Here is a 25,953-nt window from a genome sequence, read left to right on the forward strand (position 1 = left end):
GAAAACCAACAGTTCTAACCTGCCGTTTTCCTACATTTTACGGGTGCCTTTTACAAAACAGAGGCATATCCAAAAAATAAGCCTAAACTTAGACTAGAAAGAAACAAACCTTTTATAACTTTTCCCCTCAGCATAATTCAGAACTTCCTTTCTTAATAAGTTTATACAGTTATATTAATGTATGCAATCGTATGCAATCGTGATTTTATCGTACCCATAACGAGCTTACATGTCACTTCTTACATTGGCGGTAGAATTTACCAAAACAATTTTTTTGTTCCAGTTATAAGCGAAAGCGCCAGCATTGGATTCTAGATTTCCAAACTGATCAATAAAATGCTGAGCTAACCATTCGGGCATTTCATTATAATATTTATAATTAGCCGGCTTTTTAGTTAAATACCTTTTACTAGGATCATTACTGATATAATAAACAACCCAATTCTTTCCATGTTCAGGATTAGTGAACGTATCCTTATAAGAATGATTCCCAGGCATAAATTCGAGATTGTATGATTGGTAAGTTGCCTGCCCCATCATTTTATGCCCATTCGACATGGTAGAAACATATTGATAAACTCCATCAGAAGTTCGGTATACTTTCTGGCCCTTACCAGGGATAATGTAACCTCTAGAATTATGTAATGTACCAGAAGACGATTTACCCGGTGTTCTCAACCACGAGTTTAATTTGATGGCATTTTTTTCTACCGTTTTTTCACTATATTTTTGGTAATTCATAAACTTTGCCCATGACAATTGATGTGGACTAGTTGGATAAGGAACGCCAGCGGGTAATTTAGTAGTCCCTTTAATTCCAACGACCCCGGTCTTATATCGCTTCAATCCATGCGATTTCTTAACTTTCTTTGCCGAAACGTTGATCGGCTCAGTTAGCGTCGTAAACGTTGCTCCCCCAAAGAGCGTCAATGCCATTGCAGCTGTAATGATTGATTTTTTCAATAGATTCCCCTCCGAATCCTAGATTGGTCACCGAGTGCACGATGAAACTGTGATTTTATCGTGAGTTACCACATTTCAAATTTAATTTATGATAAATGAGCTAGTGTGTTCTTGTGCCAAACCCACCCAGTAATCTGGGAGTTGGTAACGTGATAGTAAACAGCTTTTTTACCGTTTGTTTTACGAACAACTTCTTTACGATTAATGGTGAACTTAGGGCCAATGTACTTTACAACACGAGCTTTTGCATAAGAAAGACGCTGACTAGAATAGATATTTCCACCATAAGCCAAATAAGCAGTTCGTGGCGTAACCTTTGTATTGGATAAAACTTTAGCGGCCTTATGTTGACCTAATTTGCTAGGTCGGTGATTGTCAAAGCCTTGTTCATGAGCTTCCTTTTCAGATTTCTTTGCAGCGGCTTCACCTTGTTTAACCCAGCCAGGTTCAGACGCACTTACAGATGCTCCAGGTAAAGCAAAACCAGCAATTGACAATGCAACGATAGCACTAGTGATAACTTTTTTATTTAATTTCACAATGTTAACCTCTCTAATTGCTTTTATAAAATTCAAATTTTAAATAAGACTCTAATGAATTCGGTACATCTTTTCCAATTTATTAAAAGAGTAACCACCTTTAAATGTCTGATTACCACTATTCGCATAAACAAGATGGGAGTTGACACGCACAACTTTGATTGCACCAGACCCACCCTTAATTATGTAGGTTTTACCTGAATGTTTGTATTGCGCATGCTTCAGACGATAATTATATTGAGCACCGTAAAATTTTACCTGGGTCCGATACGTCTTAAATCCCTCATATCTTCTTAGATTGGGATTTTTAGCCCAACCAATCCCAGGCCACTTAATGTATTTTGGCCCTAACTTAGTACGATAAAATGTATTTCTAAGGAATCCGGGTGTTCCTTTGTGCCACGTTGCTGCATTAGCAGATGTACTTACAGTACCAAATCCTAATCCAGCAGTCAGTAAAGCTGTTACGATCATTGTTTTAGCTTTCATATGATTACCCCTCAATTCTGAACGTTGCGTGCACTATTTGAAAGAACCAGTGATTGTATACTGATGTGCTGGTTTAAACTTCGTGTAAATTGAAAATGGACCTTGTTGTGGCGTCTGCAACATTACGTGCCTATATTTTCCGTTAATCCGTAAATGTGTTGATACGTATCCTGTTGAAGATATTTTAGAAAACATATATGTATTTAATTGCTTTCTGGCATACCCCTTAAACTTGTACGAGTATTTGTGGTACTGAACCGTAAACATCTTTCCGTGAATATCGGTAGTTCCAATTGTGCACTTGTCTAAGAAGGAATGCTTGGTAATCGTTATTCTCTCCAGATCAGGCTTCGTACCTTTCGATATTCTACTAATATGATACCAAGTTCCTCTAAGTGAAGAGGGTGTGCTACTTCGGGTTTTTAAGAAAGCCGCATTAGCAGTTGTGCTAGTAGCTCCCAAACCAAGTCCAGCGGTCAATAAAGCAGTTGCAATGATTGTTTTTGTGTTCATGTATGTATTACCCCTCCAACAATATAATTAACAATCTAATTATACTGCTATCAGGGTTTGATAAAATGAATATTTTAAAGAAAGTTGATTTAAATACATGAAGAGCCCTCGTCAAATGGCGAGAGCTTCTTTTTGATCCTATTCAGTTCAGTAACTACCTTGAATAATTAGTTTCTTATTCGCAGTGACATACTTGCCATTCGTTAGCTGGTACCGAGTGGTTAAATTATGCTTAACAAGTTTCTTGACTCGCAAGTGAGTGCCCTTCTTAAAGTGCTTAGTTTGACCAATTAAACTTCTAGTCTTATACGAATAAACACCTTTAGGATTAATTACCGTGATCCGCTTGTGCTTGGGCATTGTCTTGTAATAGACGTTCACCACATACTTGCGGTTGGCAGTAATATAGCCCTTCTTGCCGTCAGTCTTGGAATGGTGGTTTACATCACGGACTTTGTAACGCAAGGCACCACCTTTTGACCGAGCATAACCCGTGACAACAAACATCGGTCGGTTGATTCGTTTCTGTTTAGGATAAGTGGCGATCCGTTGGGATTTTTTGAAATTGCCGTGTTTGTAAAGATAAATCTTCTTGGTAGCGTAGACAGCCGATCCTTTAACAGCCGCATAGTTTGGTAATGTTGGCGTGGCTGGTTTCTCAGTAGTCGTAGTGTGATTGTCATTGTTTGAGCCACCACCATTATTGTTTGGGACTGGTGTCGGCCCGGGTTGCGGATTTGGAGTTGCGCCTGTCACGTTGATAATTAGTTTTCCTTGTAAGGCTGCATTCCCACTAGTTGGCTTTTGGGTTGTAACTTCAACCGTATATTTACCCTTCTCGGAGCTAATCTTACCAATATTATCAACAGCGAATTCCTTATCATCAGGATCTTTGATGGTGAAATTATAACCAAGTGGCGTGTGACCATCGGAATTGACCGCCGAAATCTTCTGTTTCAAGTCATTCTCTGAAAACGCCTGATTCAAATACAGATTAATATCCGTAGTGTCCAACTTAGCTTGGTCAAGAAGAATGGTTAAGTCCAATGTCTTACTTGTACCATCTTTGCCACCATTGTTGTAAGTCAATTGATAAGTTCCCGGCTTCAAAGCCGCCATGGTATCTTTCGTAACTGGATTGCCATCGCTATCGGTGATTGTGACATTACTTTTATCATTAGCACCATTTTTGGTAGCTGAATTAATGACACTGGTTGGAACCCAATTTTTGGCTTGATTTCCTTGATACAGTGAAACTGGATTTTCATTCAGATCAAGGGTGTACTTATCCTTTATTGGAGTTGATTTTTGTTGCCATACATAGGTTTCTGGTTGTGGTTCTCCTTGAATTGGACGATCTCTAATAAAATCGCCTGTTGAAGCGTAAAGATGCCCTTGTGGATTATCTACCGTCCCATTGCCAACTGCTTGCCAGCCAGGACCAGTCGCTATTATTGGTATGTTGCCGTCAAAGCTTTTGTAGCCCACTTGATGCCCTGGTAATGTTTCCAAGGCAGAATTATCAAATTTGTTGCCTAGCTTAAGTTGGCAGAGTAGAGAATCGCCAGCAAACATGCCAGACAGACCAAACGCTGATGTCGCATCCACTTTAGACATATCAAAATTGGAAACGTCCAATTTTGTTAAGGCTTTGTCAGACGCAAACATATACCTCATATCTGTCACTTTAGACGTATCAAAATTGGGAATATCCAATTTTGTTAAGGCTTTGTCATTCTCAAACATATCCCACATACGTGTTGCTTGGGATGTATCAAAATTGGAAACGTCCAATTCCGTTAAGGCTTCCTCACCGGAAAACATATACTCCATATCTCTCACTTGAGACGTATTAAAATTGGAAATATCCAATTTTGTTAAGGCATTATCGTTAAGAAACATCTGGTTCATATTCCTCACTTTAGACGTATCAAAATTGGAAATATCCAATTTTGTTAAGGCATTGTCATTGCAAAACATAGAATCCATACTCGTCACTTGAGACGTGTCAAACTTGGAAACATCCAAATTTGCTAAGGCTTCGTCATTCTCAAACATACCCCACATATTTGTCACTTGAGACGTGTCAAACTTGGAAACATCCAAATTTGTTAAAGCGAGGTCGTTAACAAACATCTGGTCCATATCTGTCACTCGGGACGTATTCATGTCATCCAATCCTATTATATCAACAGCATGTTCCAAGCCTGCAAATAAACCCGACGAATCACTAGGAAGTGTTATAGGGCCTTGTATTTTTATATGAGTAATTGTTTTTTCTAAATCATCTTTGATAAACGGATTATCACCGCCAGTTCCAGTTGTAATATTATATTTTCCACCCGTTTCGCCGATAGTTAAAGTATCTCCAACTACCTTCCACGGGCATCCGTCCCAATCACCACTTGAAGTTGCTGTACTACCAGTTTGGTAGGACTTAATTATTGGTGTTTGACTGCCTATATCTGCCTGCGCTTTTGCTGAATATGTAAATGTTGATGCAGCACTGAAAGAAAGCGCAGCCATTGCTACATACAACCAATATCGATTATTCTTTATCATGTATTAACCCCCGTTTTCAAAACTACATACCCCTAGACCTGACTTCATGAAGGCAAGCCAATTAATTATAACTCAAAGTTAATTATATAACTTCATAACTTTTATGTTAACCAAATTATTATATATGAGTACCTATTTTATTGATTCCATAGGGCTGAATCAAGTTTCGATCTTAAATCAATCTTCTCAACCCTAATCCCATTTTAGTTTCTGGACTCGCTAAATTCCCTTTTAAATTTCACAAAAAGCGCCAACCATTGTGGTTAGCGCCTATTTGTTATAGAGTGCAGTTTTTCTTCAAGCGCATCAGTCAGTACTTCGCTAAAATTGAGTCCTTGTTCCCTAGCAGCGTCAGCAAGCACAACTGGAATCGTCACATTTTTGTGAACCGTGCGTTTCTTCATCTGGTTCAAATTCTGCGCCATATCAACATCGACCAAACTGACAACCTTATCGAGATTCTCAGCCTGGATCTTTCTAATGTCTGATGGTTAGGGATATATCGCATAGTCTGGTAAGGCAACTGCAATCGCGTCAGCCGTTTCTTTCATTGCGTCAGTTAAATTCTTTCCCTGTGAAACTGTATCAGGTATATCGGGGAAAGTTACCGTGTAGTAACCGTTATTATTTGTGTTATCAAAAATTGTTGGGTAAATAACATAATTAAGATTTTTCATAGTGTTACTAGGTTAACATAACTAAAGTCTCTTCATTCGGTGTTAATATTCAACCATGGCAACCTCTTTCGTTATAAGAGTAATGACTTGATGTTATTATGTAATTGATAAAAGAGGAGGGGATTGTTTTGAAAGCCCGCAAACAAGGGAACGACTTAGTTTTGAGTATTCCCAAACACTTTAAAGTCGCTGAAGGCACCGAATTTATGAGTATGCAAGGAGCTGATGGCAGCCTTATCTACACGCCTAAAGCTCCAAATATCTACCAAGATCCCAAATATGCTAAGACCAATCTAAGGTTTGTTCCGAAAGACATTGACGATGGCCCAGTCGGTCGGGAGGATGTTTAATGTCGATTAATTCAATTGGTAATTATAACTACCAAGGCTACACTCCTCGGCAAGGTGATCTGGTTTGATTTCGATCTCAGTGTTGGTCGTGAAATCAAAAAGCGTCGCCCAGCCATTGTGGCTAGCAGTGATGCGTTCAATCTGCAGACTGGTTTTGTAACCATCTGTCCCATTACCAGTACCATCAGGGACTTGCCGTTTTTCATCAATTTACATGGCACGGCTAAATCAATGCCTCACAGTTACGGACAATTGATTTCATGTCCAAGGATCGGCGCATTGAGTTTGTCGAAAAAGACACCGACATAGACTTCATGCAAACCGCAAAAGTCATTATGGACGGACTCGGCTTCGAGAAAACAATTAACAATCTTTAGTCATTCCAAATTTCTCCAAACTATTTATGTTACAGATATTAGTTTAGAAAATGATTATAATTTTTGTGATTAAATATTGTAGTAATTGAGTAAAATTAACGGATCAAAAAGCTCTAACCATTAAACTAACGAGGCCCTTCATACTTTATTTGATTACTTCAACGTATTTACCATTTCCAGTAATATAGCCGCCGGCCACGTGGTATCTCAAGGCGCCATGGAGTAATCGTAATTGTGAACTTTGAAGACTTTGACTCGGTTTCCTACGAACACGAATCGTGTACATGGTCTCAAAGATTGGGTATAATATACATACAGAATAAGTATAATATATTCGGAGGTGTTTCTATGCCAACTCAATCTGACGAAAAGAAACGAATTCAGGTCATGATGGATAAACAGTTAAGTGACGACGTTAACGATATCTTATCAGATCTGGGATTAAACCCATCTATTGTTATGAATGCCTTATATCATCGCATCGAAGCGGAAGGAAAGATTCCGTTTGACCTGTCATTAACTGATGAAGAGCGGGCCACTCATCATTTAACAAGTACAATCAAATCTCTAGACATTCCTGTCATCAAAGGCAAAAAGGCAGCTGAAAAGTTCTTGTTTGGAGACGATGATGAAAAATAATACAATTGCGATTGCCTTCATAACATATTCGGACCAGGTGGGAAAAGGAAAGACTCGGCCTGTCTTAATCTATAAACAAGACGATGCTCACTATCAATTGTTCAAGATCACCACAAAATATGAAACTAAATCGGAACACATAAGAAAGTTCTACTATAAAGTTCAGGAGTGGCAGGAGGCTGGTCTCAACCGCCCATCTTGGATCGATACCAGTACACTGGTTGATTTTCACAAAGAATGGCAGATTATAAAAGTCGGGAAGCTCCAACTCGATGACATTATCGGCCTCGACCAATTCTTAGAGTCGCATCGTACTGAATACTTGTAGCATTCAGTACAACTTGTGTGAAATTCAGTAAATTATTTATCCCCTTGAATCATTATCAACAAAAGCTACCTTCACTATGTTTGGCGACAAGCATAATGAAAGTAGCTTTTTATCAAGGATAAATTTTGGCATATGACTCATAAAGTTTTCTTTACTCACTGTACCCGCACAATCACTTTTCCAAAGCTATGATGGCCATCCATAAACGCCTGGGCATCAGCGGTGTGAGCCATGGGACACTCTGATATCTTCTTTCTACACTTAATATGATATGCCTATCTGTGTTGATCATCGACACATGAGTGTATTATGCGAACAGGTTTTTCACTTTCATATATAAAATTTGCCCATAACTCCAGGCCCAAATTGTCAAGAGTTACTCATAATTCACTTGGAGTTCTGGGAAGTCAGATGCAACCGTCTACTATACGAATACCAAGAAGAATGCTTATATTGGGAATTATCATTTTTGAATTTTTTTAATTTGCAGATTCTGCTGTTAACAACTGATGATCAATTAAATTCAGATAGATGAATAATCCTCCCAGCAACAAGCAGGCGACAATCGCCAGCAAACCGCCAATAACCGGGTTGGTTAACGGGTTGGTCGTCGTAATACTGAGCATCAAGTCAACCATGAAATGTAGGCCAACACACCATCTAAAGCCATTCGTCATCATTCGAACACAGAAAAACACTAAGGAAAGTAATAGATTTAAGCCAAACTCTAATCCAAAGACAGTTAAACTCAACTTTGTCATTCCTAATATGTAAGGTACTGCAATCAATGACGCATCAAGAAATGACGTGATTAGAGCAGTTACGGTTATTTTAAAGCTAATACTATCGTAATACTCAATAATTTTTAGAATGGCGGACGTAAATAGCCCTCTAAAAATATATTCTTCTGAAATGGCGGACGAAAGCGCCAGAATTCCAGCCCCAACAAGCATTTTAGAAGAATGTGCAAAGTGAAAAGGAAGATCCTGAAGAAAGATGAACACCACTAACCCACAAATTATCATCGAAGCATAATGAATCATTTTTTTATTAGCTACGATATTCTTCTTGAAAATTCGCCCCGTTCCCAGTAAATGCCAAGTTTCAAATAAAACAAATATCGAATATATCAGCTGAATGGTTCCATTCGAAACTAAAGAGGCATCTGACACGAATGCACTGATAAACATTTGGAAGATAAAAAGGATTATTGCAACTAATATTTGCTCACCGCCAGAGCTCTTACTATCTTCAATCATGCTCACCACTCCTTACCGTATTAACAATTTTCCTTATGGGAATATACATCAAAAATAAAGGCCCAAAAATGATTACAACTAAATTAAGAACAAAATTTTTAAAATAGTTGAAGGCTGAATCCGAAACCCCTTTATACGACTGCGTTTGCGAATACATAAATTCCCAGGGATTTGAGGTCACACCGTTTGCGGACCAAGCCCTGTTCTTATGGTTAGCCTGAATATCTGAATGGTGCATTTTAAGTGCCTTATCTTTATAAGTCTCAAATTCAACCTTATCGTCTCGGTATATGTGGGAGTACCAGTGCCGGACAAGCGGAATTGTGATTACATAATCAGCAAAAAAATACCAATCTAATGGTGATAAATTAAGCTTTACAGTCATTTTTGCTGGGTTAATTGTCGTATACAAGTACGATAACCTGAGAGCCCCATCATACAGATACACAACCAATAGAGGCATACTACCACTTAGTATGCCCTTAAGATATTCAATGATCACTTTGACAGTTTTCACCCTATCATCACCTTCATTTGAATATCATTATTATAACTCGCTTTGAAATCTAATCAAATTCTAATATGGCTTAATTAGCATTCGCTTCCATAAGTGCTGTGGAAATTAATACCTACTAATCCACCCGCACAATTACTTTTCCAAAGCTATGATGGCCATCCATAAACGCCTGGGCGTCAGCGGTGTGTTGCAGATCAAACACTTTTCTTGGCGTCACATCAACATGTTTCTTGTCGATCAGGTCGAATAATTCATCGAAGGTGGCTTGGTTCAGCGCGCCTGATTCAAAGCTGGTGAGGTAGGCGCCCTGTAATTCGGAAATTGGTTCGAAGTCTTTAAGGGTCCACACGCCGCCTAATTCACCGGTCATGCAGACAATGCCATCGGTCTTGGTCACCATCATTGAATTTTTCAAGGTGGTTGCGCCGACCAGCTCCAACACGCGGTCAAATTGCGAGCCATCTGTCTGCAACTTGTTATCCTCATCGCGGATTACGGCGTCAAAGCCATTTTCTTTCAATTCCTCGGCTTTTTCCATATGCCGAGTGGAACCAGTGATTTCAATTTCAGGCACCATTGCCCTGGCTAAGCGAGCGGCCGCAACACCGACTCCACTGGTTGCGCCCCGGATCAGTAAACGATTACCAGACGCCAATTTCAATTTTTTCAACGACCCATAAGCTGTCCCACAGGTTTCTGGAACGGCTGTTAGATCGTCCCAGTTCAGATCAGTGTGAACAGTATAAATGTGCTTATTGGGCAGCAAGGTGTATTCAGCGTAACTGCCATCAAATTCACGGCCCATGCCGCCCATAACTGAAATCACCCGTTGACCGGGATGTAGTCGACTTGGATCAGTGGTTTTGACGACTTCACCAACGCACTCAATCCCTAAAATCCGCGGTAATTTGACAGTCGGCGACCACCCATTTCGGGTAAAGATTTCAGATCGGTTAACCCCGAATCCTTTGACCTTGACCAACGTCCAGCCAGCCTTCACTGTTGGCATCGGCACGTCTTCATATGACAATACATCCGGTTCTCCCGGTTTTCGCAATACAATTGCTTTCATTAGATACGTCTCCCTCCTAAAATAAGTGAGCGGAGTAAAGCGATTAGAAACTGGATCCTAAGTCTCCTTCGGCAGAAATCCCTGGCTTTGGGATTTTGTCGAAGGTGCTTAGGAGGAAGTTTCTGCTTTACGCAGCTGTCCTACACACTCTGCCTAGCAATAATTTTAAACGGGGTAAAGGTTGATTTGGCAGCCTTTGCCGGTTGATTAATAATCCGCTGCATCCCCCGAACCCCCATCTCGAAGAATTCCTGAGTGACGCTGGTTAATTGAGGTCGCACGATGCTGCAAAGTTTCGTGCCATCAACGCTCATCACTGCCAAGTCAGCCGGAATTCTCAATCCATAATCCTGCGCCTGATTCATCACGCCAATTGCGGCCAAATCACTGGATGCGATCACCGCGGTCACTTCCGGTTCACGACCATATTGTTTCATAGCATTAACGCCGTCTTCGTAGGCAAAATCACCGCCGAGAACCCAGGCCGAATTCAATTGCAACCCATTGTCGGCCATGGCCTGACGGTAGCCGTCCAACCGCAACTGACCGGTCACAGAGTTTAAATCCGCTGCGGCAAAACCAATTTCGGAATGACCCTTATCGACCAAATACTTGGTGGCTTGATAGCCGATCTGAAAATCGTCAGAGGTAATGAACGGCAATTTCCGATTTTTAAGGGTGATCGATAGGAACTGATACGGAATATTGGCATTCACTAACAGGTCCTCGTTAGCCGGATTAAGGTCAACCGCGACCAACAAAATCCCCATCACCGACCGCTCGATCACGGTTTCCAAAGCTTTCCGCTCCATCTGGGGATCTTTTTCGCCAGCATACAAAATAATCACGTTTAAATCATGCTGACGAGCTTCTTGCTGAATGCCATCAATGATCTGGTCGGAAAAGTTCGTTTGGGTTGAGCTGACGATGACCGCAATCACCTTGCTGCGGCGGGTAACCAGTTCAACGGCAGCCGTATTTTTTTGATAGCCAAGTTTTTTGGCTGTTTTTTTTACCTTTTTTGCCGTTTTCTCGGAGTAAAATTCTGTCTGCCCAGACAGCACCCTCGAAACTGTGGCAGGAGAGACCCCTGCTTGTCTGGCAATATCTTTAATTGTGACCGCCATGATTGCGCCACCTCTCTTTTATGTATGTTACAAAGTTTTACTGGGATCATTAACGTCAACCGTTTTACAATGTCAATCTCATTTTACCACAGTAAACGACGCCTAAATTTTTAGTAAAACACAAACGTTTGTGATATTGATACAAAAGGTTTGCAAACGTTTTCTTCGGGTGCTATTATAATCGTTGTAAACGTTTCCTTGCAATATATTTATTGGCCAAGTTGCTGGGAGGGTTCACGGGGAACGGTCGTGTAAAGCGAAATTCCTACCTAAACACCCTTTTTCAAAATTCCTGAAGTAGGAGCTTTCGAAAAAGAGACTTGGGTTTCTAACCGCTTTACTCCGCTCACTTATTTTTTAGGAGGAATCATTATGGACGCAAAAGCAAAAGCTGACAATGGTGACGTTAAAACTGAACCTAAAAGTTTTGCATCCCACTTGCCAAGTTTGAAAGTAAGTACGATTTTTGCAATGACGTTTGGCTTTTTCGGGGTTAACATGGCGTTCTCGCTTCAGCAATCACAAATGGGGCGAATTTTTCAAACCATTGGCGCCAACCCGAATAATTTAGGCTTTTTCTTCATCTTGCCACCGCTAGCCGGAATGGTTATTCAACCTTTAATCGGTAAATACTCCGACCGCACTTGGACCCGTTTTGGAAGACGCATGCCGTATTTATTTATTGGCGCACCCGTCGCAGCAATTGTTTTGGTATTACTTCCTAACGCCGGTTCATTTGGATTCGGTTATGGTTCGGCAGCCGCACTGTGGTTTGCCGCTATCGCCACCTTGTTCATGGACCTGTCATCCAACGTTTGTATGCAACCATTCAAGATGGTCATTGGCGACATGGTCAACGAAGACCAAAAAGATATGGCCTGGTCCTGGCAACAATCCTTCTCCAACCTTGGTGGGGTTCTCGCTAGCCTGGTGCCATTCTTCCTCGCATTCATCGGCCTTTCCAACGTCGCTCAAAAAGGTGAAGTGCCAATCACCGTTAAATTAGCCTACTACCTGGCCGCAGCCGTTCTGTTGCTGACCTCGTTCTACACGATTGCCAAGGTTCACGAATACAATCCAGAAGAATATGCTTTATATCACAACATTGACTTAACCAAGCAAAAGAAGCAGCCTAGTCTTTGGGAATTAACCAAGAAAGCACCCCGGGTCTTCTGGGAAATCTCAATTGTTCAATTCTTTACCTGGTTTGCCATTCTCTACTCTTGGACCTACGCTGCCGGTGCCATTTCCTTGAACGTTTGGCACACCTCCAACCCGTCATCAGCCGGTTATCAAGCCGCTGGTAATTGGTACGGCGTGCTTACCTGCATCCAAGCCGTTGCTTCAGTTCTCTTCGGTTTGTTAGTACAAGCACGGACTAAACCAGAACACCGAAAAGCTTGGTACGTCTTTGGTTTACTTGCTGGTGCCCTTGGCTTCATCCTGATCTTCTTCATCCACAGCAAATGGTTGCTCGTTTTGCCATTCTGCCTGATCGGAATCACCTATATCACCATGAACACCCAACCATTCTCACTCTTAACAGAGGCTTTGAACGGTGAAAATGAAGGGGCTTACCTGGGACTCTTCAATTGTGCAATTTGCTTGCCACAAATTGCCGCATCCCTTTGCAGCTTCTTCATCTTCCCAATGGTTGGCCACTCAATGCCAGCAATGTTCTTAGTTGGCGGAGTTTCACTAGTACTCGCTGCATTTTCAGTTCGCTTTATCCACTCAAGACTGAGTGAACCAGTTAAACTATAATAACGAGAAAGAGGAGAATTCAATATGACCCACAAATGGTGGCAAAATGCCGTAATTTATCAGATTTATCCACAAAGTTTTCAGGACAGCAACAATGATGGAATTGGTGATCTTCATGGAATCATCAAGCGCCTGCCTTATTTAAAGAAGCTTGGAGTTGACGTCCTTTGGTTGAACCCAATTTATCAGTCCCCTCTCAAAGATAACGGCTACGATATTGCCGATTACGAGAAAATCTTACCAGAATATGGCACGATGGCGGACTTCGACGAATTGTTGAAAGAAGTCCACGCCCACGGATTGAAATTACTGATGGACCTCGTGGTTAACCACACTTCCGATCAACACCGCTGGTTCCAAGAAAGCAAACAATCCAAGGATAACAAGTACGCCGACTACTACATGTGGCACGATCCAGTTGACGGTCATGAACCCAACAACTGGCACGCAGCCTTTGGTGGCAGTGCCTGGACGTACGTTCCGGAACGGGGTCAGTACTACCTGCACCTCTTTGCCCCTGGTCAACCCGATTTGAATTGGGAAAACCCAGCCGTTCGGGAATCCGTTTGGAACATCATGCGATTCTGGTTGGATAAAGGAATCGATGGCTTCAGAATGGACGTCATCAACCTGATTTCCAAACCTGAAGGCCTTCCGGATGCACCTGAACCCGGCACCTACCCACTCACGGAGGGTCTGGTTGCCGATGGGCCTAAGTTGAACGACTATCTCCGCGAAATGAACGACAAGGTGCTTTCCCACTATGATGTCATGACGGTTGGTGAAATGCCGAGTTCAAAGCCAGAAGACGCCATCAACTACACTGGCCTCGACAGTCATGAACTGAACATGGTCTTCCAGTTCCAGCACGTTGCTTTGGAGCCCAATCCGGACAAACGCTTAGGCAAATGGAATGATCAGCCGGTCAAGTTACCGGAGTTGAAGAACGCCCTCTCCCGTTGGCAAAAAGCCTTAGATGGCAAGGGTTGGAACAGTCTCTACTGGAACAACCATGATCAACCTCGGGCAGTGTCCCGCTTCGCCAACGATGATCCAAAGTACCGGGTTCGCGCCGCTAAAATGCTGGGTACCACCCTTCACATGATGCAAGGAACGCCATTTGTCTTTGAAGGTGAAGAGCTTGGCATGGCTAATGTGCACTACACCAGCATTGATCAGTACGAGGATCTCGAATCAATCAACGCCTATCGCGAGTTGGTTGAGGAAAAGAAGCTGGTGGATGGGCCAACCATGCTGAAGTATTTGGCTAATATTTCAAGGGATAATGCTCGCACCCCAATGCCATGGGACGATGGCAAGAACGCCGGCTTCTCAGATGCAAAACCATGGTTTGCCTTGAATCCAACTTATAAGGAAATCAATGCCAAAGCGGCTGTTGACGATCAAGATTCCGTCTTCTACCACTATCAAAAGCTGATTCAGCTCCGTCACGATTCCGACTTGATTAAGTTTGGAACCTATGATGAAATCGATCCTGACGACGCCGAAGTCTTTGCTTACCGGCGTCATTATGAAGGCAAGACGTTGCTGGTAATCAGTAACTTCACTGCCAACTCGGTGACCCGGGATTATGATCAGGGGAAAGCCGACAAACTCGTCATCAGCAATTACGATGATGATCAAGGCACGGAATTACGCCCCTATGAAAGTAAGGTCTATGTATTTAACTAGAAACACAATATATTCGGGCATAAAGAGTCTTCTCAACTGATGGGGAGGCTCTTTTACTCTTTGTTTAATACCGCAGGAATCCATTGACCTATCGGCATAATATTTTGGTTAGTTATTATTTCGATATATAATGCAATTAGTTATATTATTTGATCGGAGGTGCTGCCAATGGATTACTGGTTATATCAACTGGAATGGGTGCTGCGACTGTTTGTGGCCGCTATTTGCGGTGGCGCGGTCGGTTATGAGCGCAAAGTCCGCTTGAAAACTGCCGGCATCCGAACCCATATGCTGGTGGCCGTCGGTGCCGCCCTCTTCATGATTATTTCTAAATACGGCTTCTTTGATTTAACCGGCCATGCCACCGACATCAGCTTGGACCCATCCCGGGTGGCTTCACAGGTTGTCACTGGAATCGGGTTCATCGGTGCCGGCGCAATCATGACCAGAAACCACAAAATTGACGGTTTGACCACTGCGGCCGGCTTGTGGGCAACGGCGGCAATTGGGTTGGCTATTGGAGCGGATATGTATGTCATCGGGATTGCCGGTACGCTGTGCATTCTGATCACCCAAACAATTGTCCGCAGAATCAAGGCGCTGAAACGCTACCCGAACCGCACCATGATCCGCCTGCAAGTGACCTTCACTGGAAAGCTAAACGATATGGATGCCCTGCCGAGACGATTGCAAATTATCGGCAGCAGCAATGTTCGCATGCGAATCTTGGCATATAAGCCAGATTCGTTCTCACTAGAAATGCAAATTAGATTAATAAGACGAACAGATCCTGATGATTTCATCATGAAGATGAGTAATTTGGCGGATGTGAAGAAGATTGATGTGTTGGATTAAAAGCAGAGTGTGGAACCAAGCAGCAATCAGTCCATAAGTTGCCATCAGAAAAAATCCTGTACTTGGGATTTTTACTGATGGTGCTTATGGGCAGATTGCTGCTTGGTGGAACACGTTTCGGCTATGTTGCCAGAGCGCGACGAGACCCGGTTTGACCCCGGAGCATAAGCAGAATCAGCCAATGATGAACGCTTTTTGTTCATTGTTGGTTGGTTTTGCTTATGCAGTAGGGGTCAGGGTCGTCGGAGCGCGTTTCCACTACATAATGGCGTACCAATCCAAAGTATCTTAGAAACCTATCAAAGATTTCTACCATAGTGGCATACTAAACCCACTATCCATAAGTAAATTACTATCCAATACCCCCCACCAATCCTTGAAGCCACCGCACAAATCATGTATTATAACTATGTGAAAAGTGACTGCCAGTGTGCGAGACCGACAGCCACAAACGTAATTACGGATGATTTGGGCGAAGCTAATCTAAATGATTAGCTTTTTTTATTAGGTAATCCGCTCGCGCAAACGTTAAGCTTGCTTGTGCGGTTACCCAAATCATCACGGCGACTTGCGCCGGGACGGCCTCCTAATCTTTCCAATTGGCATGGCACCTCACCTCCGTGGGCATTTTACTGAGGGGTGGGCACCGTAACTCACTAAGCCAGAGTTGATTAGGTGCTACCTAAGTCTCTTGGCCATCTTTAGTTTTAACAGGCGATTAGTTCGCAACACAATCATTTTTTGCTACCGATTTTCTTGCGTGTTTTGTGATATACGACCTATTTAAATATATGTCGTGTGTCAAATTCATGATGCTATTCCAAGGAATTCTTCAAAATCATTTAAAAACTGGTCCCACATAAAAAAGCCTATCAGCAAAAAACTGATAGACTTTTTTCGTAATGCTATTTAATTACCTTAACATACTTGCTATTCGCAGTTACATAACCACCAGCAACTGCATAACGCTTAGCACCAAAGGTCGTGGCTGAGTATGGATGTGAGTATTCCCACTTCTTAACTTTCAACACAGTGCCGTTCTTGATATGCTTTGTGCGTTTACCGAAGTTGGCGTTGTTGTAACGGTAAATGGCTTTCTTAACTTTAATCTGTTTAGGTTGTTTCTGACTACCAGCAATCACAAGTTTGCGGTTTCCGGTAATGTAGTGGCCGTTGCTCAAGAGATAACGGGTGGTTAAGTTATGCTTAACAAAGCCCTTCACTTTGAGTTGCGTGCCTTGTTTAAAGTTCTTAACCTTACCAGACAAATTCTTGTTCTTGTATTCATTGACACCACTTGGATTAATGACCGTCAGTGTCTTATGCGAACTGTGATAGTAAACGGGACGAACGTAAGCGTAGTCAGCGGTAATGTAACCTTTCTTGCCAGCGGTCTTACTGTGATGGTTGACATCCCGAACCACGTACCGCAAGTTGCCAGCTTTAGACTTCGCGTAATCCGTTACCACAAACATTGGTCGATTGATCCGTGGCTTCTTAGCGTAGCTCGCAATTCGTTCGCTCTTCTTGAAGTCCTTGTTGCTGTACATATAGATCTTCTTTAAAGCGTAAACAGCTTCACCCTTCTTGGCAATGCCTGGAGTTGAAGGCTGCATGGTAACCGTTGGCGTTGATGGCGTCGGCGTTGGAGTCGGTGTTGGTTGCGGCGTCGGTTCTGGTTTAGGCCTGGACCTGGGTTTGGTGGTGTAGGATTTGAATTTTTCGTGTATTCATAGGTAACTGTTTTTCCTGTTTCACCTAATGTTCCAGTGACCGGATCAGAACCCGCCTTAACATCTTTATACGTGTAACCATTAATATTGATCTTATAATCCTTGGAAACATCATACGGATCATCAACAATACCTGGATAATTCTTATCCGTCTTAAGTGGGAAGGTCTTATCAGGTGCAATTGTTTGTTGGGTTGCAGCATCAACATAATGAACCGTGACCGGCTTTGCTAACTGACCATATACATAAGTAAATTCTTGATTGCTATCAGTAAACTGGCTTGGAATTGTCCCTTCAGTTTTAATCCAGCGATATTCATGATTATTAAACTTAATATTATCGTGGCTTGGAGCTGAGTATGAATCATGTAACGCCCCACTCTGCTCATCATCAGGCTTAATTTGATTACCATTCTTATCTTGATAATGAACTGTAATTGTTGTCTTATCATGATAGTTATCATCTAGACGATAAGGTTGAATGTACCAACCTTGATAACTATATGATGTTTGATTAGGAAGAGTTTTATTCCATATTACAGTCATATACCCAAGATTATTCGTCGAATCGTAGTTTTTCTTCAGATTAGTCCAAGCAACTTTTGTCGTTGTCGTTGTAGCAGAATCCTCGTCAGCAGTACTCTTATAATCTATACCAAGCCCCCTGTTGTTCATCCATGAGTCAGGATCCGTGCTTGCTACAGGATAATACTTCACCGGAACATTGGCCCCATCAACTCCCTTAATGTACTTAGATTGCATATAATTGCTTGTTGTATTGGGATTTATAGTGATTTCAGGTGCAATATAGATCTGATTTCCAAACTGATAAGTGTTCGACTCCGACGTTGGAATTGAAAGCTTTAATGGTGACGCATCAATTATGTGATTTTGTTGTAGTTGAGTCGAATATATTAATTGAACCCCATTGATTACCTCAGTTATGTTATTAACCAAACTCTTATCGGACAAAGGACTTATATCATATATACTATCCATTTCGGCATCAATGGCCTTAAACTTGGTAAGGCTTCTAAGAGCTTCTAAGTCAGATAATTTTCCTATCGAAGTAATTCCCCAATTTTCGGACGCATTGAAATCAGGAGTCGTGTAAATCATCCTGAGTTCAGTAGCGTATTGAAGCCCTTCAAGGGACTGCATATTAACCGTATTCTCATAATAACTTTTGTCTGTACGTTGTGTAATAAATGAAGCATTCATCGATAAAACATTATTCTTCAACCAATCTTTTGTTATTTGATCCGGAGATGAAACAGGGTTAGTTGAATTTTTGTACTGTTTAAGAATTAATTGTTGTAAATTTTTATCTGGCATCCATTCATCGATATACGGGTTACCAGTTTTCGAATCCGTCCCCTTTGCATCTGCAGGAATGCTGGCAGCATAATCAGAACTAACCCATTCAGGATAGGTTGCTTTCAACCATGCATCATGCTGCGCCGCAGTTCCACCAACCCAATTACCTTGTGGATCGGTGTAACTATTCGGCCAAACATAAGAATCAGCAGCTAGAGCGCTCTGCTGCCCCCCCCCATCATATTAAACGATAAACCAAACAAAACTGTTGCCACGGCAATTATAACGGTTTTAAGAAGCCATCGCAGTTTTGTCCTTTGGTGATAATTCATATTATCCATAACAATATTCCCCCTTGAATTTTATATATAGTATATACAAATAATGTATACACTTGTATCCCTCTAACAATCTCATTCTAACATAAAGCGATTACAAACTGGTCAACAGATAATAAAAAAGTCACCCTCACCATCCCTACAGATGAATAAGTGTGACTCCATAAAACCTCATATTCAGTTGAAAATCTATCTCTGCGCTTCTTGGGCCACAATCTCCGCCTCATCGGCACCCTTCTTAGATGACCCGATTCGGTGTTCGAGATATTGTGACAACAGCGACAGTGAGTAGCAAACGATAAAGTACATGACCGCAAGTGCCAGGAACATTGGGATCGTGTAGTTGGTGTTCTGTCCGTAAATGATCTGGGCGTGATTCATCAGATCCGGCAGCACAATGATCGTCGCCAATGACGTATCCTTAACCAGCGAAATAAATTGGCTGACAATCGCTGGGATCATATTCTTAACGGCTTGTGGCAGGATAATGTACCGCAGTGCCTGCCAATAGGACATCCCGGTGGAACGGGCCCCTTCCATTTGACCGACTGGAATTGAATTAATTCCAGCCCGGACAATTTCGGCGACCATCGCTGACTCAAAGACCGCCATGGCAATGACCGACGCCCAAATTGGATCCGGCTTGAAACCGATGTTTGGTAAGCCAAAGTAGGTAAAGAAGATTATCAAGATCAATGGCAGGTTCCGAATGATATCAATCAAAAACCCAACGATTGCCGAGACATACTTAATCTGAACATACCGGATCACTCCTAGAATCAGCCCAAATATGTAACTCAGGATGATCGAAAGGACTGAAACCAGAATCGTGACCCAGGCCCCTTCAAGAAGGAACCGGATGTTAATCCACGAATATGCACCTAAAATAGTTAACATATTATCATTCCTCCTTTAAGCCAATTTCTTTTCAAGGTAGCGCATGTAATAACTCAACGGCAAGGTCAAAATTAGGTACAATACCCCAACACAGAGGTAAGTGCTCATACTTTGCAATGAATCAGAAGCAATCACATTACCTTGATACATCAAATCAAAGCCGGCAACAAAGGCCAGGACTGATGAATTCTTGACCAGGTTAATAAACTGGTTGCCCAATGGTGGAATCACGTACCTAAATGCCTGGGGCAACACGATGTATCTCATTGACTGCCAGAAAGACAAGCCAGTTGAACGAGCCCCTTCCATTTGACCAGGGTCAACGGATTGAATCCCAGAACGAACCGTTTCGGCGATAAAGGCTGATGAATAGAGAATCAGACCAATTGTCCCGGAAACAAACCCGCTGATTTCAACGATATACATTGGAATGACCACGTAGAAGAACATGGTAATAACCAATAATGGAATGTTTCGGAAAACTTCGATGTAAATTTTCGCAATCACTCTAAAGAACTTGTTAGGCACAACTTCTAGGATGGCAAACCCTGAGCCGATGATTAACGCAAATACCAAGGCGATAATACTGCACAGGAGCGTCTGCCCTAATCCATATAGGAGCGCACCACCATAATTTTGAAATATACTAATCATCGTTCTGCCCCCTTGAAGTCAAAGCCTTTAACTTTATGGAACCACTTATAAAGCAGCTTGTTATATTGGCCAGAATTTTCGACCTTGGTCAAGGCACTGTTCATGGCATTTCTCAGCGGTACCTGACCCTTATCAACCGCAATCCCATATGGTTCCTTGGTGAATGTTCCACCAACTACGGAATAACCGGGGTTTTCAATCGACATCCCATAAAGAATCCCGTTATCAGTGGTCAAGGCATCCCCTTGCCCAGACTTCAGGGCAGTTAAAGCTTGCGAGTAATCTGACAACTGAAGCACTTTAGCTTTAGGGGCAAACTTAGCAATGTTTTGAACGGAGTTAGACCCCACAACGCCAAGAACAACGGCGCCCTTCTTATTCAAATCATGCACATTCTTAATTGGGCTGCCATTCTTAACCAGAATTGCTTGCCCAGCGTCAAAGTATGACCGGGAAAAATCAACCTGCTTGGCCCGTTCAGGAGTGATGGTCATCGTCGCCATAATCGCATCGATATTCCCGTTTCGAAGTAATGGCATTCGCGTTTGGCTGGTAACTTGAATGAACCGCGCTTTACCATCCTTACCAAGGATCTGCTTGGTCATGGCCTTGGCGAGATCAATTTCAAATCCCTTAATCTGATTATCCCGAACATCCATCAAGCCAAACAGCTTGGTGTCAGCTTTAACACCCCAGGTAATGGTCTTCGTCTGTTGGTCGTCTTTAAGCACATTCTTCTTGGAAGCCGAACTGCTGCACGCACCCAACGACACGACCATCACAGCTAGGGCAACTAATAACCCTATCTTTGAAAAAATCTTTTTCATGATGTGACCCTCCAATACCAATTTTAGTGGGTAATAATCTTACCAAGAAATTGTCGTGCACGTTCATTGGTAGGCTCACCGTTAAAGAATTTCTCGCTACTGTCATCTTCCAAAATGTGACCGTCGTCCATAAAGACAACCCGGTTGGCAACTTCACGCGCAAATCCCATTTCGTGGGTAACCACCAGCATGGTCATATCTGAGTCGGTGGCGATATCCTTCATAACGTTCAAAACATCGTCAATCATTTCAGGATCAAGGGCACTGGTTGGCTCATCAAACAAGAGGCACTTAGGCTTCATAGCCAGTGAACGGGCGATCGCAATTCGTTGTTGCTGACCACCTGATAATTGAGCTGGCAACTTGTTCGCCTGACTCCGAAGGCCGACTTGATCCAATAACTGCATCGCAACCTTTTTGTTTTCATCTTCCGGTCGATGCAATACGATCCGAGGCGCCAACATGATGTTCTCCAAGACCGTCTTATTTGCATACAGATTAAAATGTTGGAAAACCATCCCGACGTTCTTGCGAATTCGATTCATATCTGTCTTACGGTCGGCCAAATCCTGGCCATTCACAATTAATTTACCTTCTTGAATCCGTTCAAGACCATTAACCGTCCGAATGAGGGTTGACTTTCCAGAACCTGAAGGGCCGATCAGAACAACGGTTTCGCCTGCTTCAATTTTTAAATTAATGTCCTTGAGGGCGTGAAAGTCGCCATAGTACTTTTGGACATCTTGAAATTCGATCATTGCCATGTCTTTCTCCTCCAATATACTAGGCTTCATTAAAATCGCCTAAGAATGATACTAATTCCATATTATGTTAAAAATCCTCATTGGTCAAAAAATTGTTACAAAAGTTTTACTTGATTGTGATCATTCCGTAGCACAGCCAAAAAAGCAAACCTTCAGATTAATAAATTCGGGTATCGATTGAATAATTATATCGAATATTTTATGAAAATACAAATGGGCACTAATAACGGTATTGTTTATAAGCATAAGCGTATAATTATACCTCTTTAAGCAAAAACAGCCACGCATCCCAGAAAACAGAATGCATGGCCGTTTTAATTTAAATTGTGGGCTCAAATCACCTTTGATCCAAACTCAGCATTTCGAGCGTTACCTTAAATTCACGATCGTTTCTTGTAGGCAACTGACGCCCGAACCGTGTACTCCTGGGGGGCTTCAATCACGCCGGAGCGGCCGATCTGCTTGTAGGGGTCGCCAACCAAAGTGACTGATGCGAGGTACAATTTCACTTCCGACAAATCAAGGGAGCGAACCGATTGCAGCCCTACCCGCTTAATTTCGCCGACTGGAAAAATCTCAGATTGATTCATGCCGCAGTAGACGATCATTGACAATCCCTGCTTACGCATTTCAAAGTAAGGCATTAACACGTCTTTGCCGATTGCGTAGATTGGCTTGCCATCGTTGACCTTCAGCAACTCGTAAATCTTGCGGTCACTCATGCCGTCGTAATCAGTGGTAAATAAGCCCTCCTGTTCCATTTGGGCCGCTAATCGATTGATGTTTTGCTGCTCTGAGGCAGTGACTTCAATCTTAGCCGGCAATAGATGAGAATCATCAAACAACCCATTGGCGGCAATGTTACTCCGCCTCGTTTCCGGGACCACTGTCGACCCCATCCGTGAATTCACCTGGGTCTCTTGAGGGTGTTCCTGAATGTGCAGCCACTTGGCCAATTTTGGTGAAATATCAAACCAGGGTTGCTTGGTTGTAAAATAATAGAAGAAATTACAAATGGTGAAGTACAACAAAATGATCGCAACCGCCAGAATCAGCGAGCCTTGTTTCAAGTAGCTATTTTTCAAGAACCGGAAGCTAATATAAAACAAATAAAGGTCACCAAAGGCTCCCAGGATTGTGTAGATGCGGCTCTTTAATTTGACATTAATATTAAAATAACCGAGGTAATGATTGACCATGTCTAAAAAGCTAAACATTATTGATTACCTCCTTCACCATCCTGCGTGGTGGTTGTATTTCCCGCAGTTGTTGTGCCAGTATTGCCACCGGTGTTGCCCGTGGTTGTATTGCCAGTTGTGGTGTTGGCATTATTATCCGTTGTGCCCGTCTGAGTGTTGTCATCATTATTCGTCTGAGTATCACTCTTATTAGTGGTGCCACCGGTTGTTGTTGATTTATTGGTATTACTCTTGCTACCAATAGTACCAGTTGTTGATTTTTTAGTGCCAGTCGTTTGATTGGTATCGGTATCGTCAGTCGTTGTATCGGTATTATTTGATTCTTCTTTTGCTGAAGAAGCCTTCTTGGATTCCTCGGCCGCTTTCTTTTCAGAGGATTCTTTAGCAGCTTTTTCAGACGATTCCTTAGCCTTCTCTTTTTCCTTCTGGGCGTCAGAATCTGACTTCTTTTTAGGTGTACCAAATATTTTATTTGACGTATTTTTTTGATTGGTCGTCTGAGTGGTAGTAGGCGTTCCTTCATTAGTGGACGTTACCTTATTAACCACGACGTTTGTAGCTCCGAGTGCGAGCGAAATTGACAGAATCGCAAACGGTGTTATTAATGGCGGAATTCTATTATCCATTCACAAAAACTTCCTTATTCAGATTTGGTAGACCAATTATCGCACATTAGTTTGAACGATTGGTAAATTTTTATTTAATTATTCGTTAAGTTGAGCGCATTCAGGACACAGGCCATAAATCTGGAAAAGGTGACCAGTCACTTGGCAGCCCTGCAATTGATTAACGATTTCCTGGCTCAGAGGGCAGTCTTTCAGCTCAATCACCTTGCCGCAATTGCTGCAAATAAAGTGATGATGGTGTTCATGTTCAAAATCACATTGAAATTTAACTGAGGCTCGGTCACCTTGAACTTGGCGCTCAACGATTCCCAGGTCCGCAAACTCGGAAATATTGCGATAAATTGTGTTGTGGCTCATATTAGGGAACGTCTGGCGCATGAAGTCATCAATGCTGGTGACTTCAACGTACTTCTTTTTGGCCGTGTTAAATAGAAATTCAAGCATAGCTGTCCGTTGTTTCGTGATTTTTAAATGATTGCTTTTTAATACGTTCGTTGCTTCTTTGACTGTTGAAGGCATTCTATTCACCTCGTGATATTGTTGGGTGGGATTCACTTGCTTGAGTTGACTTGGACTGGGTTACCCAAAACGCGAATCGCACTTTCGTTATAGTAACAATTACTATTTAAGTGCATACTATCACATTTAGTTCCTTGCAACAACTATCCCATCGGTTCAATTAAATACTGAGTGACAATCTTATCAACTTTACGCTGAGTTTTGCCGAGATCCCAGTTCACGATTTCATAGGCCTTACCTTCCAGTTCTTCAGGCATTTCCAAGTCGCGAAGATATTCCTTACTATGGATGCGTTTAGCCACCATCGCCGAATTGTCGCCGCGGCAAGCCATGCGTTTTTGCAGCTCTGTCGTGTCACCGACCTTGAGATAGATGATCACCGCTTGATCGCCGAGCTTTTGCTTATATGTAATCGCCCCCGCTGTGTCCAACACGATACAGGCAAACGGTGACGTCTTCCAAGCGTTCTCCAGGCCTTCATAAGACGAGCCATAGCGATTGCCGGCGTAGACAACCGACTCCAAGTAGTGATTTTTCGGGAATGATTCCTTGGTTTCAAAATAGTAATCGACGCCATTCTTTTCGCCATCCCTGGGTTTTCGAGTGGTATGGGTGATCACTTTGGTCATATGAAATTTATCGTGTAAATAATTCCGCACGGTGGTTTTGCCACTACCCGCCGCACCGGTAATTACGAAAACTCGATTTGTCATCCACTATTCTCCGATATTTTCTTTATTACAAATGTAGTCGTTTGCCCGTTTCAATAACTGCTTCAAGTTGTCATAGGATAAGGTATCGTAGGCCTCCTGGTAGTTAAACCAGCCGTATTGGTTAATCTCTTCATCCTGCTTGGTCACCTTCACATCGGGGTGAACCTTGCTGACAAACAAAGTCACATCCTTGTGGTGCCCATTTTTCATATCGTATTCCAATTTTTCTTTGAAATTGGTGTCAATAATCGTCTTCAAATTCGTTTCTTCCCGGATTTCACGGACGGCTGTTTGAATGAGATTCTCATTCTTTTCAACGTGACCCTTGGGAAATCCCCAGAAATCATCAGTCGCACTTCGCAACAATAGATAGCGGACACGGCCATCTTTGACCTCATAAACAACTGCGCCACTTGCATATTCTGTAACCATCAAAGACACTCCTTTTTGTAGTAGTGTGCGGAGCAAAGCGGTTAATAACCGAAGCCTAAGTCTCCTCAACTATAAATTCCGGTTTTGGGAATTTGTAGTTGAGGTGCTTAGGTGCAGGTTATTGCTTTGTGCAGCACGATTCAGTAATAGTGTGCGAAACAAAGCGGTTAGAAGTCGGAACCTAAGTCTCCTCTAACATAAATCCCGGTTTT

Annotated in this window: 27 protein-coding genes; 7 read left to right on the plus strand and 20 right to left on the minus strand. The window is 42.3% G+C overall.

What is annotated here, in order from left to right; all coding sequences use genetic code 11:
* Positions 1-225: 225 nt before the first annotated feature.
* From FD12_RS07970 to FD12_RS14235, 6 genes are all read right to left on the minus strand, one after another.
* On the minus strand, positions 226-963 hold the full coding sequence (locus FD12_RS07970) for a hypothetical protein (RefSeq protein WP_056982525.1): 738 nt from the start codon (positions 961-963) through the stop codon (positions 226-228).
* Between the two features lie 86 nt (positions 964-1,049).
* The gene (locus FD12_RS07975) at positions 1,050-1,502 is read right to left on the minus strand and encodes a hypothetical protein (protein ID WP_056982527.1); all 453 of its coding nucleotides are present in this window, start codon (positions 1,500-1,502) and stop codon (positions 1,050-1,052) included.
* A gap of 51 nt (positions 1,503-1,553) precedes the next feature.
* On the minus strand, positions 1,554-1,991 hold the full coding sequence (locus tag FD12_RS07980) for a hypothetical protein (protein WP_054748651.1): 438 nt from the start codon (positions 1,989-1,991) through the stop codon (positions 1,554-1,556).
* A 660-nt stretch (positions 1,992-2,651) separates the two neighbouring features.
* Positions 2,652-5,066 carry a BspA family leucine-rich repeat surface protein gene (locus FD12_RS13630; protein ID WP_082622221.1) on the minus strand — a complete coding sequence of 805 codons (2,415 nt, stop codon included), beginning with the start codon at positions 5,064-5,066 and terminating at the stop codon, positions 2,652-2,654.
* Positions 5,067-5,329: 263 nt separating this feature from the next.
* Complete coding sequence (locus tag FD12_RS14230) at positions 5,330-5,506, minus strand: type II toxin-antitoxin system CcdA family antitoxin (RefSeq protein ID WP_225427298.1); 177 nt, start codon at positions 5,504-5,506, stop codon at positions 5,330-5,332.
* A 51-nt stretch (positions 5,507-5,557) separates the two neighbouring features.
* Positions 5,558-5,743, minus strand: a complete 186-nt coding sequence (locus FD12_RS14235) for a type II toxin-antitoxin system HicB family antitoxin (protein ID WP_225427296.1) — start codon at positions 5,741-5,743, stop codon at positions 5,558-5,560.
* 128 nt (positions 5,744-5,871) lie between these two features.
* Here FD12_RS14235 and mazE point away from each other — a divergent pair, with 128 nt between their 5' ends.
* The 4 genes from mazE (at position 5,872) to FD12_RS08015 (ending at position 7,437) form a co-directional block, all read left to right on the plus strand.
* Positions 5,872-6,093 carry a type II toxin-antitoxin system PemI/MazE family antitoxin gene (mazE, locus tag FD12_RS08000; protein WP_054748657.1) on the plus strand — a complete coding sequence of 74 codons (222 nt, stop codon included), beginning with the start codon at positions 5,872-5,874 and terminating at the stop codon, positions 6,091-6,093.
* A 21-nt stretch (positions 6,094-6,114) separates the two neighbouring features.
* On the plus strand, positions 6,115-6,402 hold the full coding sequence (locus FD12_RS08005) for a type II toxin-antitoxin system PemK/MazF family toxin (protein ID WP_443093797.1): 288 nt from the start codon (positions 6,115-6,117) through the stop codon (positions 6,400-6,402).
* Positions 6,403-6,818: 416 nt separating this feature from the next.
* Positions 6,819-7,109 (plus strand): type II toxin-antitoxin system RelB/DinJ family antitoxin, encoded by a 291-nt coding sequence (locus FD12_RS08010; protein WP_054748659.1) that lies wholly within the window; start codon positions 6,819-6,821, stop codon positions 7,107-7,109.
* On the plus strand, positions 7,099-7,437 hold the full coding sequence (locus FD12_RS08015; RefSeq protein ID WP_054748661.1) for a hypothetical protein: 339 nt from the start codon (positions 7,099-7,101) through the stop codon (positions 7,435-7,437). Before FD12_RS08010 ends, FD12_RS08015 begins: the two co-directional genes overlap by 11 nt.
* 479 nt (positions 7,438-7,916) lie before the next feature.
* On the opposite strand, the gene FD12_RS08020 is transcribed toward FD12_RS08015, so the two are convergent.
* The 3 genes from FD12_RS08020 to FD12_RS08035 all read right to left on the minus strand — a co-directional run bounded on the left by FD12_RS08020 (position 7,917) and on the right by FD12_RS08035 (position 11,412).
* Positions 7,917-8,696, minus strand: a complete 780-nt coding sequence (locus FD12_RS08020) for a CPBP family glutamic-type intramembrane protease (RefSeq protein ID WP_056982529.1) — start codon at positions 8,694-8,696, stop codon at positions 7,917-7,919.
* 632 nt (positions 8,697-9,328) lie between these two features.
* Positions 9,329-10,285 (minus strand): zinc-binding dehydrogenase, encoded by a 957-nt coding sequence (locus FD12_RS08030; protein ID WP_056982531.1) that lies wholly within the window; start codon positions 10,283-10,285, stop codon positions 9,329-9,331.
* Between the two features lie 140 nt (positions 10,286-10,425).
* The gene (locus tag FD12_RS08035; RefSeq protein ID WP_056982532.1) at positions 10,426-11,412 is read right to left on the minus strand and encodes a LacI family DNA-binding transcriptional regulator; all 987 of its coding nucleotides are present in this window, start codon (positions 11,410-11,412) and stop codon (positions 10,426-10,428) included.
* Between the two features lie 372 nt (positions 11,413-11,784).
* Between FD12_RS08035 and FD12_RS08040 the strand changes: the two genes are divergently transcribed.
* The 3 genes from FD12_RS08040 to FD12_RS08050 all read left to right on the plus strand — a co-directional run bounded on the left by FD12_RS08040 (position 11,785) and on the right by FD12_RS08050 (position 15,723).
* Positions 11,785-13,176, plus strand: a complete 1,392-nt coding sequence (locus FD12_RS08040) for an SLC45 family MFS transporter (protein WP_054748670.1) — start codon at positions 11,785-11,787, stop codon at positions 13,174-13,176.
* A gap of 24 nt (positions 13,177-13,200) precedes the next feature.
* Positions 13,201-14,868: a glycoside hydrolase family 13 protein gene (locus tag FD12_RS08045; protein WP_056982534.1), complete on the plus strand. Its 1,668-nt coding sequence runs from the start codon at positions 13,201-13,203 to the stop codon at positions 14,866-14,868.
* Positions 14,869-15,036: 168 nt separating this feature from the next.
* The gene (locus FD12_RS08050) at positions 15,037-15,723 is read left to right on the plus strand and encodes an MgtC/SapB family protein (protein WP_054748672.1); all 687 of its coding nucleotides are present in this window, start codon (positions 15,037-15,039) and stop codon (positions 15,721-15,723) included.
* Between the two features lie 905 nt (positions 15,724-16,628).
* On the opposite strand, the gene FD12_RS08055 is transcribed toward FD12_RS08050, so the two are convergent.
* From FD12_RS08055 to FD12_RS08105, 11 genes are all read right to left on the minus strand, one after another.
* Positions 16,629-17,339 (minus strand): DUF5776 domain-containing protein, encoded by a 711-nt coding sequence (locus tag FD12_RS08055; protein ID WP_146985981.1) that lies wholly within the window; start codon positions 17,337-17,339, stop codon positions 16,629-16,631.
* A complete protein-coding gene (locus FD12_RS08060) occupies positions 17,285-18,898 on the minus strand; it encodes a MucBP domain-containing protein (RefSeq protein ID WP_054748676.1) in 1,614 nt (537 codons plus the stop codon). Before FD12_RS08060 ends, FD12_RS08055 begins: the two co-directional genes overlap by 55 nt.
* Before the next feature lie 401 nt (positions 18,899-19,299).
* The gene (locus FD12_RS08065; RefSeq protein ID WP_056982536.1) at positions 19,300-20,007 is read right to left on the minus strand and encodes an amino acid ABC transporter permease; all 708 of its coding nucleotides are present in this window, start codon (positions 20,005-20,007) and stop codon (positions 19,300-19,302) included.
* A 15-nt stretch (positions 20,008-20,022) separates the two neighbouring features.
* Positions 20,023-20,661: an amino acid ABC transporter permease gene (locus FD12_RS08070; RefSeq protein ID WP_054748678.1), complete on the minus strand. Its 639-nt coding sequence runs from the start codon at positions 20,659-20,661 to the stop codon at positions 20,023-20,025.
* Positions 20,658-21,488, minus strand: coding sequence for a transporter substrate-binding domain-containing protein (locus tag FD12_RS08075; protein ID WP_056982538.1), 831 nt, complete (start codon positions 21,486-21,488; stop codon positions 20,658-20,660). The genes FD12_RS08070 and FD12_RS08075 overlap by 4 nt, the downstream gene beginning before the upstream one ends.
* A 23-nt stretch (positions 21,489-21,511) precedes the next feature.
* Positions 21,512-22,252, minus strand: a complete 741-nt coding sequence (locus FD12_RS08080; RefSeq protein WP_056982540.1) for an amino acid ABC transporter ATP-binding protein — start codon at positions 22,250-22,252, stop codon at positions 21,512-21,514.
* A 380-nt stretch (positions 22,253-22,632) separates the two neighbouring features.
* Positions 22,633-23,469 carry a DUF6681 family protein gene (locus tag FD12_RS08085; protein ID WP_056982543.1) on the minus strand — a complete coding sequence of 279 codons (837 nt, stop codon included), beginning with the start codon at positions 23,467-23,469 and terminating at the stop codon, positions 22,633-22,635.
* On the minus strand, positions 23,469-24,077 hold the full coding sequence (locus FD12_RS08090; protein WP_056982545.1) for a hypothetical protein: 609 nt from the start codon (positions 24,075-24,077) through the stop codon (positions 23,469-23,471). Before FD12_RS08090 ends, FD12_RS08085 begins: the two co-directional genes overlap by 1 nt.
* Positions 24,078-24,155: 78 nt before the next feature.
* On the minus strand, positions 24,156-24,596 hold the full coding sequence (locus tag FD12_RS08095; RefSeq protein WP_056982547.1) for a Fur family transcriptional regulator: 441 nt from the start codon (positions 24,594-24,596) through the stop codon (positions 24,156-24,158).
* Between the two features lie 143 nt (positions 24,597-24,739).
* On the minus strand, positions 24,740-25,309 hold the full coding sequence (locus FD12_RS08100; protein ID WP_054748682.1) for a guanylate kinase: 570 nt from the start codon (positions 25,307-25,309) through the stop codon (positions 24,740-24,742).
* A 3-nt stretch (positions 25,310-25,312) separates the two neighbouring features.
* The gene (locus FD12_RS08105) at positions 25,313-25,741 is read right to left on the minus strand and encodes a bis(5'-nucleosyl)-tetraphosphatase (RefSeq protein ID WP_054748683.1); all 429 of its coding nucleotides are present in this window, start codon (positions 25,739-25,741) and stop codon (positions 25,313-25,315) included.
* Positions 25,742-25,953: the final 212 nt, after the last annotated feature.

Source organism: Lentilactobacillus rapi DSM 19907 = JCM 15042 (genome assembly GCF_001436255.1).
Lineage (GTDB): Bacteria > Bacillota > Bacilli > Lactobacillales > Lactobacillaceae > Lentilactobacillus > Lentilactobacillus rapi.

Bases quoted from the DNA above. Each gene is read 5' to 3' on its own strand.
- FD12_RS08075 (WP_056982538.1), bottom strand. From the start codon at position 21,488: ATGAAAAAGATTTTTTCAAAGATAGGGTTATTAGTTGCCCTAGCTGTG.
- FD12_RS14235 (WP_225427296.1), bottom strand. From the start codon at position 5,743: ATGAAAAATCTTAATTATGTTATTTACCCAACAATTTTTGATAACACA.
- FD12_RS08015 (WP_054748661.1), top strand. From the start codon at position 7,099: ATGAAAAATAATACAATTGCGATTGCCTTCATAACATATTCGGACCAG.
- FD12_RS08050 (WP_054748672.1), top strand. From the start codon at position 15,037: ATGGATTACTGGTTATATCAACTGGAATGGGTGCTGCGACTGTTTGTG.
- FD12_RS13630 (WP_082622221.1), bottom strand. From the start codon at position 5,066: ATGATAAAGAATAATCGATATTGGTTGTATGTAGCAATGGCTGCGCTT.
- FD12_RS08085 (WP_056982543.1), bottom strand. From the start codon at position 23,469: ATGTTTAGCTTTTTAGACATGGTCAATCATTACCTCGGTTATTTTAAT.
- FD12_RS07980 (WP_054748651.1), bottom strand. From the start codon at position 1,991: ATGAAAGCTAAAACAATGATCGTAACAGCTTTACTGACTGCTGGATTA.
- FD12_RS08040 (WP_054748670.1), top strand. From the start codon at position 11,785: ATGGACGCAAAAGCAAAAGCTGACAATGGTGACGTTAAAACTGAACCT.
- FD12_RS08070 (WP_054748678.1), bottom strand. From the start codon at position 20,661: ATGATTAGTATATTTCAAAATTATGGTGGTGCGCTCCTATATGGATTA.
- FD12_RS08020 (WP_056982529.1), bottom strand. From the start codon at position 8,696: ATGATTGAAGATAGTAAGAGCTCTGGCGGTGAGCAAATATTAGTTGCA.
- FD12_RS08105 (WP_054748683.1), bottom strand. From the start codon at position 25,741: ATGGTTACAGAATATGCAAGTGGCGCAGTTGTTTATGAGGTCAAAGAT.
- FD12_RS08030 (WP_056982531.1), bottom strand. From the start codon at position 10,285: ATGAAAGCAATTGTATTGCGAAAACCGGGAGAACCGGATGTATTGTCA.
- FD12_RS08045 (WP_056982534.1), top strand. From the start codon at position 13,201: ATGACCCACAAATGGTGGCAAAATGCCGTAATTTATCAGATTTATCCA.
- FD12_RS08055 (WP_146985981.1), bottom strand. From the start codon at position 17,339: ATGCAGCCTTCAACTCCAGGCATTGCCAAGAAGGGTGAAGCTGTTTAC.
- FD12_RS08080 (WP_056982540.1), bottom strand. From the start codon at position 22,252: ATGGCAATGATCGAATTTCAAGATGTCCAAAAGTACTATGGCGACTTT.
- FD12_RS08065 (WP_056982536.1), bottom strand. From the start codon at position 20,007: ATGTTAACTATTTTAGGTGCATATTCGTGGATTAACATCCGGTTCCTT.
- FD12_RS08090 (WP_056982545.1), bottom strand. From the start codon at position 24,077: ATGGATAATAGAATTCCGCCATTAATAACACCGTTTGCGATTCTGTCA.
- FD12_RS08095 (WP_056982547.1), bottom strand. From the start codon at position 24,596: ATGCCTTCAACAGTCAAAGAAGCAACGAACGTATTAAAAAGCAATCAT.
- FD12_RS08010 (WP_054748659.1), top strand. From the start codon at position 6,819: ATGCCAACTCAATCTGACGAAAAGAAACGAATTCAGGTCATGATGGAT.
- FD12_RS08100 (WP_054748682.1), bottom strand. From the start codon at position 25,309: ATGACAAATCGAGTTTTCGTAATTACCGGTGCGGCGGGTAGTGGCAAA.
- FD12_RS08035 (WP_056982532.1), bottom strand. From the start codon at position 11,412: ATGGCGGTCACAATTAAAGATATTGCCAGACAAGCAGGGGTCTCTCCT.